General features: G+C 61.1%; 9 protein-coding genes. 7 read left to right on the top strand and 2 right to left on the bottom strand.

Annotated elements, in window-relative coordinates:
* Positions 1 to 22: 22 nt before the first annotated feature.
* Genes thiB through thiQ form a run of 3 tightly spaced genes read left to right on the top strand, consistent with a single transcriptional unit; the run spans position 23 to position 3,277 of the window.
* Complete coding sequence (thiB, locus tag OHJ17_RS21290; RefSeq protein WP_004178584.1) at positions 23 to 1,006, top strand: thiamine ABC transporter substrate binding subunit; 984 nt, start codon at positions 23 to 25, stop codon at positions 1,004 to 1,006.
* On the top strand, positions 982 to 2,592 hold the full coding sequence (thiP, locus tag OHJ17_RS21295) for a thiamine/thiamine pyrophosphate ABC transporter permease ThiP (RefSeq protein ID WP_002888430.1): 1,611 nt from the start codon (positions 982 to 984) through the stop codon (positions 2,590 to 2,592). Before thiB ends, thiP begins: the two co-directional genes overlap by 25 nt.
* On the top strand, positions 2,576 to 3,277 hold the full coding sequence (gene thiQ / locus OHJ17_RS21300) for a thiamine ABC transporter ATP-binding protein ThiQ (RefSeq protein ID WP_004178579.1): 702 nt from the start codon (positions 2,576 to 2,578) through the stop codon (positions 3,275 to 3,277). The genes thiP and thiQ overlap by 17 nt, the downstream gene beginning before the upstream one ends.
* Here the strand turns inward: thiQ and OHJ17_RS21305 are convergent.
* Positions 3,264 to 4,031, bottom strand: a complete 768-nt coding sequence (locus tag OHJ17_RS21305) for a DedA family protein (RefSeq protein WP_002888373.1) — start codon at positions 4,029 to 4,031, stop codon at positions 3,264 to 3,266. The two genes, thiQ and OHJ17_RS21305, sit on opposite strands and share 14 nt — an antisense overlap.
* Positions 4,032 to 4,159: 128 nt before the next feature.
* The gene (gene araC, locus OHJ17_RS21310; protein WP_004145972.1) at positions 4,160 to 5,005 is read right to left on the bottom strand and encodes an arabinose operon transcriptional regulator AraC; all 846 of its coding nucleotides are present in this window, start codon (positions 5,003 to 5,005) and stop codon (positions 4,160 to 4,162) included.
* Positions 5,006 to 5,342: 337 nt separating this feature from the next.
* Here araC and araB point away from each other — a divergent pair, with 337 nt between their 5' ends.
* The 4 genes from araB to polB all read left to right on the top strand — a co-directional run bounded on the left by araB (position 5,343) and on the right by polB (position 11,931).
* Entirely contained in the window at positions 5,343 to 7,052 is a 1,710-nt protein-coding gene (gene araB / locus OHJ17_RS21315; protein ID WP_011977646.1) for a ribulokinase, read from the top strand.
* 10 nt (positions 7,053 to 7,062) lie between these two features.
* Positions 7,063 to 8,565 (top strand): L-arabinose isomerase, encoded by a 1,503-nt coding sequence (gene araA / locus OHJ17_RS21320; protein ID WP_011977645.1) that lies wholly within the window; start codon positions 7,063 to 7,065, stop codon positions 8,563 to 8,565.
* 137 nt (positions 8,566 to 8,702) lie between these two features.
* A complete protein-coding gene (araD, locus tag OHJ17_RS21325) occupies positions 8,703 to 9,398 on the top strand; it encodes an L-ribulose-5-phosphate 4-epimerase (RefSeq protein ID WP_002888353.1) in 696 nt (231 codons plus the stop codon).
* Positions 9,399 to 9,573: 175 nt separating this feature from the next.
* On the top strand, positions 9,574 to 11,931 hold the full coding sequence (polB, locus tag OHJ17_RS21330) for a DNA polymerase II (RefSeq protein ID WP_032433836.1): 2,358 nt from the start codon (positions 9,574 to 9,576) through the stop codon (positions 11,929 to 11,931).
* Positions 11,932 to 12,103: the final 172 nt, after the last annotated feature.

The raw sequence follows: 12,103 nt of genomic DNA on the forward strand, positions 1-12,103 counted from the left end.
CCCCTTTTTTCTGAGGTGCAAAGTGTTGAAAAAATTACTCCCGCTGCTGGCGCTGGTCGCCATGCCCGCTTTGGCTAAGCCTGTTCTTACCGTCTATACCTATGACTCCTTCTCTGCCGACTGGGGCCCCGGCCCGGCGGTCAAAAAAGCCTTTGAAGCGGAGTGCGGCTGCGAGCTGAAGTTCGTCGCGCTGGAAGATGGCGTTTCGCTACTGAATCGCCTGCGCATGGAAGGCAAAAACAGCAAGGCCGACGTCGTGCTTGGCCTTGATAACAACCTGCTGGAAGCCGCGGCGCAGAGTAAACTGTTTGCCAAAAGCAACGTACCCGCCAGCGCGGTCAGCGTGCCGGGCGGCTGGGATAATGACACCTTTGTTCCCTACGACTACGGCTATTTCGCCTTCGTCTATGACAAAAACAAACTGGCTAATCCACCGAAGAGCCTGAAAGAGCTGGTCGAGGGCCCGCAAAAATGGCGGGTCATCTATGAAGATCCGCGTACCAGCACCCCGGGACTGGGCCTGCTGCTGTGGATGCAAAAGGTCTATGGCGATCAAGCGCCCGAGGCCTGGCAGAAGCTGGCCGCGAAAACCGTTACCGTCACCAAAGGCTGGAGCGAAGCCTATGGTCTGTTCCTGAAAGGGGAAAGCGACCTGGTGTTGAGCTATACCACCTCGCCGGCCTACCACATGATTGAAGAGAAGAAAGACAACTATGCGGCGGCGAGCTTCGCCGAGGGCCACTATCTGCAGGTCGAAGTTGCCGCGCGTACCGCCGCCAGCAAGCAGCCGGAACTGGCGGAAAAATTCCTCAAATTTATGGTCTCTCCTGGCTTCCAGAACGCCATCCCTACCGGCAACTGGATGTATCCGGTGACCAAGGTCACCCTGCCGGCCGGGTTTGATACCCTGGTGAAGCCGCAGACCACCCTGTCCTTTACCCCGCAGCAGGTCGCCAGCGAGCGTCAAACCTGGATTAGCGCATGGCAACGCGCCGTCAGCCGCTAAACCTTCGCGGGCTGATGCCGGGCCTGTTCGCCGCTACGCTGCTGTGCGCTGTCGCGCTGGCGGCGTTTCTGGCGCTGTGGTTTAGCGCCCCCGGCGCGGGCTGGCAATCGGTCTTCAGCGATAGCTACCTGTGGCATGTGGTCCGCTTCTCCTTCTGGCAGGCGTCGCTGTCAGCGCTGATCTCGGTGGGACCAGCCATCTTTCTCGCCCGCGCGCTTTACCGGCGTCGCTTCCCGGGCCGTACGCTGCTGCTGCGCCTGTGCGCGATGACCCTGATCCTGCCGGTGCTGGTGGCGGTGTTCGGTATCCTCAGCGTCTATGGCCGCCAGGGCTGGCTGGCCTCACTATTTAACGCGCTCGGCTGGCAATGGGAGTTCTCGCCCTACGGTCTGCAGGGCATCCTGCTGGCGCACGTCTTTTTCAATATGCCGATGGCGACCCGCCTGCTGCTGCAGGCGCTGGAGAACATTCCCGGCGAGCAGCGGCAAATTGCCGCCCAGCTTGGCATGCGCGGCTATGCCTTCTTCCGCCTCGTCGAATGGCCGTGGCTGCGCCGGCACATTCCCGCCGTCGCCGCGCTGATTTTTATGCTCTGCTTCGCCAGCTTCGCCACCGTGCTCTCGCTGGGCGGCGGCCCGAAAGCCACCACGATCGAGTTGGCTATCTACCAGGCGCTGAGCTTTGACTACGATCCGGCGCGAGCGGCAATGCTGGCGCTGATCCAGATGCTCTGCTGCCTTGGGCTGGTGCTGCTTAGCCAGCGTCTGAGTAAAGCCGTCGCCATCGGCGTCAGCCATGTGCGCGGCTGGCGCGACCCTGACGATCGCCTGCATAGCCGCCTGAGCGACGGGTTGCTGATCGGCGCCGCCCTGCTGCTGCTGCTCCCGCCGCTGCTGGCGGTCATCGTCGACGGGATCAACCGTAATATGCTGGACGTGCTGGCGCAGCCAGCGCTCTGGCAGGCATTGAGCACCTCTCTACGCATCGCCATCGCCGCCGGGCTATTGAGCGTGACCCTGACGATGATGCTGTTATGGAGCAGCCGGGAGCTGCGCGCTCGCCAGCGGCCGTTGGCCGGGCAGGCAATGGAGCTGAGCGGCATGCTGATCCTTGCGATGCCGGGAATTGTGCTGGCGACCGGCTTCTTCCTGCTGCTCAATAACACTATCGGCCTGCCGGAGTCCGCCGACGGCATCGTCATCTTCACTAATGCCCTGATGGCGATCCCCTATGCGCTGAAAGTACTGGAAAACCCGATGCGCGACATTGCCGCCCGCTACAGCATGCTGTGCCAGTCGCTGGGTATTGAAGGCTTTGCCCGGCTGCGGGTGGTCGAGCTTCGCGCTCTCCGGCGCCCGCTGGCCCAGGCGCTCGCCTTCGCCTGCGTACTGTCGATTGGCGATTTCGGCGTGGTGGCGCTGTTCGGCAACGAGGCGTTCCGCACCCTGCCTTTCTATCTGTACCAGCAGATAGGCGCCTACCGCAGCCAGGACGGGGCCGTCACCGCCCTGCTCCTGCTGCTGCTCTGTTTCTTGTTGTTTACGCTGATTGAAAAACTTCCGGGGCGTGATGCTAAAACTCAATGATGTGACCTGGCTATACCAGCATCTGCCGATGCGCTTCACCCTCGACGTCGCGCGCGGGGAGCGCATCGCGGTGCTCGGCCCCAGCGGCGCCGGAAAGAGCACCCTGCTGAATCTGATCGCCGGGTTTCTGCCGCCCGCCAGCGGCAGCCTGCTGATTAACGGCGAGGCGCATAACGCGACGCCGCCGGCGCAGCGTCCGGTCTCGATGTTGTTTCAGGAGAATAACCTGTTTAACCATCTGACCATTCGACAAAATATCAGCCTCGGCATCCACCCAGGCCTTAAACTGAACCGCGAGCAGCAGGCGCAGGTCACGGCGATAGCTGGACAGATGGGAATTGATGCGCTGCTGGAACGTCTGCCCGGCGAGCTCTCCGGCGGTCAGCGGCAGCGCGCGGCGCTGGCCCGCTGTCTGGTGCGCCAGCAGCCGGTGCTGCTGCTGGATGAACCCTTCTCGGCGCTCGATCCGGCGCTGCGCCAGGAGATGCTGTCCCTGGTCGCCGATGTCTGCGAGCAGCAGCAGCTCACCCTGCTGATGGTCTCCCACAGCGTAGAGGACGCCGCGCGCATCGCGCCGCGCTCGATGGTGGTCGCCGAAGGGCGCATTGTCTGGGATGGCGCCACCGCCGAGCTGTTAAGCGGCCACAGCAGCGCCTCGCATTTGATGGGGATCAGCGCGCGATGACTTTATGCAGGATCGCCAGATAGACCGGCATCAGCGGATGGCGGAAGACAAATGTTAACGCTGTAGCCGCCAGCGCGACCATCAGCGGCGACAGCCACAGCAGTCGGCCGCGCGGCAGCCAGCGGGTCAGCCGATCGCCTGAGGTTTTCGCGCTCCGCCACAGCCGCCAGCACAGCCATCCCGCCAGCCAGGCCAGCAGCGCCGCCCCCAATAGCAGCCATTTAAAGCTGGCGCTGTTTTCATCAGCCGGAATATCAATCGCCGCCCCGGCGAGGATGCCCGGAAGGAAATAGAGCGGCGGCCAGAGCAGGCAGCCGATAATATTCGGTAGCACGAACTTGGCCACCGGCAGGTCGAGCATCCCGGCGACCATTGGCACCAGCGGACGCGTCGGTCCGACAAAGCGGCCAATCAGAATGGTGATCATGCTGTGCTGATGCAGCGCATGCTCGGTTTTCTCCAGCAGGGCGCGGTTTTTCTTCATAAACGACCAGCGGTGCAACGGCTTCTTAAAGCGCCAGCCGAGCCAGAATGAGATCCAGTCGCCCAGCAGGCAGCCGACAATCCCCGCCAGCCACGCCTGCCAGAAGTTAACTTCGCCGCCGCCGATGAGCGCCCCAAGGCCAGCCATCATCACCGTGCCGGGTAAGATAAGCCCCACCAGCGCCAGCGACTCGAGAAAGGCCACCAGCATCACGGCTAACAATGAGTAGACCGTGGATTGGGTAATAAAGTGTTCGAGCAATGCTTGCATAATGTACCCGGTTAAAAAACGAAGCCCGGATTCTCCGAAGCCATCGCGCCGTCGTCAAGCCATCAATTGTCTTAATAGTTTACTGGCTGTGACATTTAAGCGGGTCATCATTTCACTTTCTTTACTTTTTATTCACAACCCGCGCGGAATTCGCTCGGGCTGGCCCCGGTGCATTTTTTAAACACGCGGGAAAAATAGAGCTGATCTTCGAAGCCGACGTTGCGCCCAACGGTGGCGATCGGCATCCGCGTGGTGCTGAGCAACAGTTTGGCCTGGCTGATGCGCTGATCCTCCCGCCAGCCGAGGACGCTGACCCCCAGCTGCTGGCGGAACAGGTGCGACAGACGCGAGGGCGACAGGCAAACGTGTTGGGCGACGCTGGCGATATCAAAATGGCTGTCCGCCAGATGGTCGCTGATGTACTGGCAGGCGTCGCGCACCCGGTTGTCCAGCGGGGGATGCAGCGATTCGTTGATCGCCTCCATCCGCCGCAGCAGCAGCTGTTCCAGCAGGTTTATCGCCAGCAGTTCGGAATAGCGCCCCGCCCCCTGCCCGGCATCGACGATCTGGCCGAACAGCTCGCCAAAGCGCGCCTGCCACTGTTCATCCGGACGGAAAAAGCCGGTCTGGGCAAAAATCGTTGGCCAGTTGAGCCACTCGTGCCAGTAGGCGCGCGGGCGGAAGTAGACCCACTGGTGATACCACTCGCTGGCGTCGGGATGGCGGCCATAGTGATGAATTTCCCCGGGCGGGAACAGCAGCATATCGCCCGGCCGGCAGACAAACTGTTCGCCGTGGTTGTTGATCACCCCCTCGCCGCGGATCGTCAGATTGAGAATATAGCCTTTCATACCCAGCGGGCGGTCGATAAAGAAATCCAGGTATCCCTGCGCCTCAATCGGCGTCAGGCCGGTAACCAGATGAGCGTTAAAAGAGTAGCCCGGCAGCAGCGGATCGTTTTGCGTTTCGGCCATACGCGTGGTTCTCCCCGAAGGTATCAGTGGCACCAATTGTCCATATTCATCATTTTATCGCTCTCGGCCCTGTCGCGACTGCGACGGCGGTGGGAATTTGGCGAAAAACCCGCACAGCAAGCGAAAAAAGCGCCAGTAGCGTGCATTCCACCGTGATATGCCGGGTAACAAAAGTGTCTATAAATACGGCAGAAAAGTCCACATCGAATATTTGCACGGCGTCACACTTTGCAAGGTAACAGCAAAATAATCCATAAGATTAGCGAATCCGGCCTGACGGATTTTGCCGGGGATATCTACTGTTGCTGCATGAATGATTTCTGCATGGAGTAACAAGATGGCAATTGCGATTGGCCTCGACTTTGGTAGTGACTCAGTCCGCGCTCTGGCGGTGGAATGCGCGTCCGGCGCAGAGCTGGCGACCAGCGTGGAGTGGTATCCGCGCTGGCGGGAAGGACAGTATTGCGATGGCGCTAACAACCGCTTCCGCCATCACCCGCGAGATTACATCGAGTCCATGGAAGCGGCGCTGAAAAGCGTGCTCGCTTCGCTGAGCGCCGAACAGCGCGCCGACGTCGTGGGCATTGGCGTCGACAGCACCGGCTCAACTCCGGCTCCCGTCGATGCCGAGGGCAACGTGCTGGCGCTGCGCGAAGAATTCGCTGACAACCCTAACGCCATGTTTGTCCTGTGGAAGGATCACACCGCGGTCGAGGAAGCCGAGGCGATCACCCGCCTGTGTCACCAGCCGGGCAAAGAGGATTACTCGCGCTATATCGGCGGGATCTACTCCAGCGAATGGTTCTGGGCCAAAATCCTTCACGTCACCCGCGAAGATAGCGCCGTCGCCCAGGCAGCCGCCTCGTGGGTAGAGCTTTGCGACTGGGTGCCCGCCCTGCTCTCCGGTACTACGCGTCCGCAGGATCTGCGCCGCGGCCGCTGCAGCGCCGGACATAAATCGCTGTGGCATGAGAGCTGGGGCGGTCTGCCGCCGGCCAGCTTCTTCGATGAGCTTGATCCCATCATCAACCAGCATCTGGCCTGGCCGCTGTTCACCGATACCTGGACGGCCGATGTGCCGGTCGGCACGCTGAGCGCAGAGTGGGCCCAGCGCCTGGGTCTGTCGCAGAGTGTGGCCATCTCTGGCGGCGCCTTCGACTGCCACATGGGCGCCGTTGGCGCCGGCGCGCAGCCTAACGCGCTGGTGAAAGTCATCGGCACCTCCACCTGCGACATTCTGATCGCCGATAAAGAGAGCGTCGGCGAGCGCACGGTCAAAGGCATCTGCGGCCAGGTCGACGGCAGCGTGGTTCCGCACTTTATCGGCATGGAGGCAGGCCAGTCCGCCTTCGGCGATATTTACGCCTGGTTTGGCCGCATTCTCGGCTGGCCGCTGGAGCAGCTGGCTCAGCAGCAGCCGGCGTTGCGCGAGCAAATCAAAGCCAGCCAAAAACAGTTACTGCCGGCGCTCACCGAAGCCTGGGCCAACAATCCATCGCTGGAGCATCTGCCGGTGGTGCTCGACTGGTTCAACGGCCGCCGCACGCCGAATGCCAACCAGCGCCTGAAAGGGGTGATCACCGACCTTAACCTGGCCACCGACGCGCCGGCGCTGTTCGGCGGTCTGATCGCCGCCACCGCCTTCGGCGCTCGCGCCATTATGGAGTGCTTCACCGAGCAGGGGATCCCGGTTAACAACGTCATGGCGCTTGGCGGTATCGCGCGGAAAAACCAGGTCATCATGCAGGCCTGCTGCGACGTGCTGAACCGTCCGCTGCAGATTGTCGCCTCCGATCAGTGCTGCGCGCTGGGGGCGGCTATCTTCGCCGCCGTCGCCGCCGGCGTCTATGACGATATTCCTGCCGCCCAACAGCGGATGGCAAGCCAGGTGGAAACTACCCTGCAGCCGCGTCCGGCGCAGGCACAGCGTTTCGAACAACTCTATCAGCGCTACCAGCAATGGTCGGTCAGCGCGGAACAACACTATCTCCCTTCGGCTGCAAAGGCGGAAAAAGCCCCGCAATCTCAGGCAGCGCTCACCCATTAAGGATACGAAAATGACGATTTTTGATAACTATGAAGTATGGTTCGTTATTGGCAGCCAACATCTGTACGGCCCGGAAGCCCTGCGCCAGGTGACGAAGCATGCCGAACATGTGGTGAACAGCCTGAATGCGGAAGCCAAACTGCCGTGCAAACTGGTCCTTAAGCCGCTGGGCACCACCCCGGACGAGATCACCCATATCTGCCGCGACGCCAACTACGATGACAAATGCGCCGGGTTAGTGGTCTGGCTGCATACCTTCTCGCCGGCAAAAATGTGGATCAATGGCCTGACCATCCTCAACAAACCGCTGCTGCAGTTCCATACTCAGTACAACGCCGCGCTGCCGTGGGACAGCATCGATATGGACTTTATGAACCTGAACCAGACCGCGCACGGCGGCCGCGAGTTCGGCTTCATCGGCGCCCGTATGCGCCAACAGCACAGCGTGGTCACCGGCCACTGGCAGGATAAAGAGGCCCACCAGCGTATCGGCGGCTGGATGCGTCAGGCGGTCTCCAAACAGGATACCCGTCATCTGAAAGTGTGCCGTTTCGGCGATAACATGCGCGAAGTGGCGGTGACCGACGGCGATAAAGTCGCCGCGCAGATTAAGTTTGGCTTCTCGGTGAACACCTGGGCGGTCGGCGATCTGGTGCAGGTGGTGAACAGCATCAGCGACGGCGATATCAGCGCCCTGGTCGATGAATATGAGAGCAGCTACCGTCTGACCCCGGCAGCGCAGGTTCACGGCGACAAGCGCCAGAACGTGCTGGACGCCGCGCGCATTGAGCTGGGGATGAAACGCTTCCTCGAACAGGGCGGTTTCCACGCCTTTACCACCACCTTTGAAGATCTCCACGGCCTGAAACAGCTCCCGGGTCTCGCCGTACAGCGCCTGATGCAGCAGGGCTACGGCTTTGCCGGCGAGGGCGACTGGAAAACCGCCGCTCTGCTTCGCATCATGAAGGTGATGTCAACTGGTCTGCAGGGCGGCACCTCCTTTATGGAGGATTACACCTACCACTTCGACAATGGTAACGATCTGGTGCTCGGCTCGCACATGCTGGAAGTGTGCCCGACGATCGCCACTGCCGAGAAACCGATCCTCGACGTTCAGCCGCTGGGCATCGGCGGCAAAGCGGATCCAGCGCGCCTGATCTTCAATACTCAAACCGGCCCGGCGATCGTCGCCAGCCTGATCGACCTGGGAGACCGCTTCCGTCTGCTGGTCAATACCATCGAAACCGTCCCAACGCCGCACGATCTGCCGAAGCTGCCGGTGGCCAACGCCCTGTGGAAAGCGCAGCCGGATCTGCGTACCGCGTCGGAAGCCTGGATCATCGCCGGCGGCGCGCACCATACCGTCTTCAGCCATGCGCTGAACCTCGACGATATGCGCCAGTTCGCCGAGCTGCATGATATCGAGCTGACCGTCATTGACAACGATACCCGTCTGCCGTCCTTCAAGGACGCGCTGCGCTGGAATGAAGTGTATTACGGTTCAAAACGCTAAGAGGCTGTCCCCTCACCCTTCCCCTCTCCCCGTTGGGGAGAGGGGACCGACCGGGCGCCATGCCGCCTTTCTCCCTCTCCCGCCGGGAGAGGGTCGGGGTGAGGGATACCCGACTCGCCTGCTATTCGGAGCACACTATGTTAGAAGATCTTAAACGCCAGGTGCTGGAAGCTAACCTGGCCCTGCCAAAGCATAATCTGGTGACCTTAACCTGGGGCAACGTCAGCGCCGTCGACCGCGAGAAAGGGGTGTTCGTGATCAAACCCTCCGGTGTGGATTACCGCGTGATGACCGCCGACGATATGGTGGTGGTCAGTCTGGAGAGCGGCGAAGTGGTAGAGGGTAATAAAAAGCCCTCGTCGGATACCCCGACCCATCGCCTGCTGTATCAGGCCTTCCCGACGCTGGGCGGCATTGTGCATACCCATTCGCGCCACGCCACCATCTGGGCGCAGGCCGGGCAATCTATTCCCGCGACCGGCACTACCCATGCCGACTACTTTTATGGCCCGGTGCCCTGCACCAGGTTAATGACCGATGCGGAGATCAACGGCGACTATGAGTGGGAAACCGGCAACGTGATTGTCGAAACCTTCCGCCAGCAGGGAATCGACCCGGCGCAGATGCCCGGCGTGCTGGTCCATTCCCACGGCCCGTTCGCCTGGGGCAAGAACGCCGAAGACGCGGTGCATAACGCCATCGTGCTGGAAGAGATCGCCTATATGGGGATTTTCTGCCGCCAGCTGGCGCCGCAGCTGCCGGCTATGCAGCAAACCCTGCTGGATAAGCACTATCTGCGTAAGCATGGGGCCAAAGCCTACTACGGCCAATAATCACCCTGCTCGCGCTGCGCTTAGCAGGGCCAGGGCTCTGCGCCATCTGGTAGCCTGGATAAGGCACAAGCCGCAATCCGGGGCAACATTAGCGCCGAACACCTGTATAAAACCCCAGCACCCTTCATGAAACCAGGCTATAATCAGGCCTGGTTTTTTATCGGCGAGAATACCCGTGACCCAGCCACGAGCAGGATTTTTACTCACCCGTCACTGGCGGGACACTCCGCAGGGCACCGAGCTCTCCTTCTGGCTGGCCACCGACGACGGTCCGCTGCAGGTCACCCTCCCGCCGCAGGAGTCCGTCGCCTTTATTCCCGAAGCGCAGCGGGCGCAGGCTGAACGGCTGCTGCAGGGGGAGAAAGGGCTCCGCTTCGCCCCGCTGGCCCTGAAAGATTTCCACCGTCAGCCAATTGTTGGCCTCTACTGCCGCGCCCATCGCCAGTTGATGCGTCTGGAGAAGATGCTCCGCGACAGCGGCGTCACCGTTTACGAAGGCGATATCCGCCCGCCGGAGCGCTATCTGATGGAGCGCTTTATCACCGCCCCGGTGTGGGTGGAAGGCGAAACGCGCGGCTCGCAGCTGGTCAACGCACGCATGAAGCCGAACCCTGACTATCGTCCGCCACTGAAATGGGTGTCGCTGGATATCGAAACCAGCCGCCACGGCGAGCTGTACTGCATCGGTCTGGAAGGCTGCGGCCAGCGGGTGGTCTACATGCTGGGCCCCGAACCGGAAACGCCGCCAGACGTCGACTTCGAGCTGGTCTTCATCGCCAGCCGTCCCCTGCTGCTGGAAAAGCTCAACGCCTGGTTTGCCGAACACGACCCCGACGTGCTGATCGGCTGGAACGTAGTGCAGTTCGATCTGCGCGTTCTGCAAAAGCACGCCGAACGCTATCGCATCCCGCTGCGGCTCGGCCGCGGCAACAGCGAGCTGGAGTGGCGTGAGCACGGCTTTAAGAACGGCGTCTTTTTCGCCCAGGCCAACGGGCGGCTGATTATCGACGGCATCGACGCGCTAAAATCGGCGTTCTGGAATTTCTCCTCCTTTTCGCTGGAGGCGGTGGCCCGCGAGCTGCTGGGAGAAGGCAAAGCCATCGACAACCCATGGGATCGGATGGATGAGATCGATCGCCGGTTTCATGAAGACAAACCGGCGCTGGCCATCTATAACCTGCAGGATTGCGAGCTGGTGACGCGGATCTTCCACAAAACGGAGATCATGCCGTTTTTGCTCGAACGAGCGACGGTCAACGGTCTGCCCGCCGACCGCCACGGCGGCTCGGTCGCCGCCTTCAGCCATCTCTATTTCCCGCGCATGCACCGCCTGGGCTACGTGGCGCCGAATCTCGGCGACGTACCGCCGCAGGCGAGCCCCGGCGGCTACGTGATGGACTCCCGCCCCGGCCTGTATGACTCGGTGCTGGTGCTGGACTATAAAAGCCTGTATCCGTCGATTATTCGTACCTTTTTAATCGATCCGGTCGGCCTGGTTGAAGGGCTGGCGCAACCCGATGATCAGCACAGTATCGAGGGCTTCCTCGGCGCCCGCTTCTCGCGAGATAAGCACTGCCTGCCGGGGATTGTCAGCCAGATCTGGCACGGCCGGGATGAAGCCAAACGCCAGCACAATAAGCCGCTCTCCCAGGCGCTGAAGATTATCATGAACGCCTTCTACGGCGTGCTGGGCACCAGCGCCTGCCGCTTCTTCGACCCGCGTCTCGCCTCGTCGATTACCATGCGCGGCCATGCGATCATGCGCCAGACCAAAGCGCTAATTGAAGCCAAAGGCTACGACGTTATCTACGGCGATACCGATTCCACCTTCGTCTGGCTGAAACGCCCGCATAGCGAAGCACAGGCAGCGGAGATCGGCCGCGAGCTGGTCAGCGACGTCAACGCCTGGTGGGCGCAGGAGCTTGGTAAAAGCCAGCTGACCAGCGCCCTGGAGCTGGAGTATGAAACCCACTTCTGCCGCTTTTTAATGCCGACGATCCGCGGCGCCGATACCGGCAGCAAGAAGCGCTATGCCGGGATGATTCAGGAGGGCGATGCCCAGCGCATGGTGTTCAAGGGGCTGGAGACGGTACGCACCGACTGGACGCCGCTGGCCCAGCAGTTTCAACAGGAGTTATACCTGCGCATCTTCCGCAACCAGCCGTATCAGGATTATGTGCGGGAGACTATCGCCAGGCTGATGAACGGCGAGCTCGACGAACAGCTGGTTTATCGCAAACGCCTGCGCCGGCCGCTGGCGGAGTATCAGCGCAACGTACCGCCGCACGTGCGCGCCGCCCGGCTTGCCGATGAACACAACCTGAAGCTTGGGCGGGCGCAGCAGTATCAGCAGCGCGGCACCATCAAATACGTCTGGACCACCAGCGGCCCGGAGCCGGTGGATTACCAGCAGTCGCCGCTCGATTACGATCACTATTTAACAAAGCAGTTGCAGCCGGTGGCGGAAGGGATCCTGCCCTTCGTCAACGATGACTTTGCTACAATAGTGACAGGACAGTTGGGGCTATTTTGATTTTTTGTCACCCATTCCACGGGCACGAAAGCCTAAAAATGAAGCGTGAGGAGAACGTGACGAACGTTCTGCCATCCAGTAATATAGCGCCCTTTCCATTCCTGGCCCCAATTTTGACGCATCTCCGATTGTTCATGGAGATGATCAACTATTGCCTGCAATTAAAGAACTA

The organism is Klebsiella sp. KP20-425-1 (assembly GCF_025813515.1).
In the GTDB taxonomy this organism is placed as follows: domain Bacteria; phylum Pseudomonadota; class Gammaproteobacteria; order Enterobacterales; family Enterobacteriaceae; genus Klebsiella; species Klebsiella pneumoniae.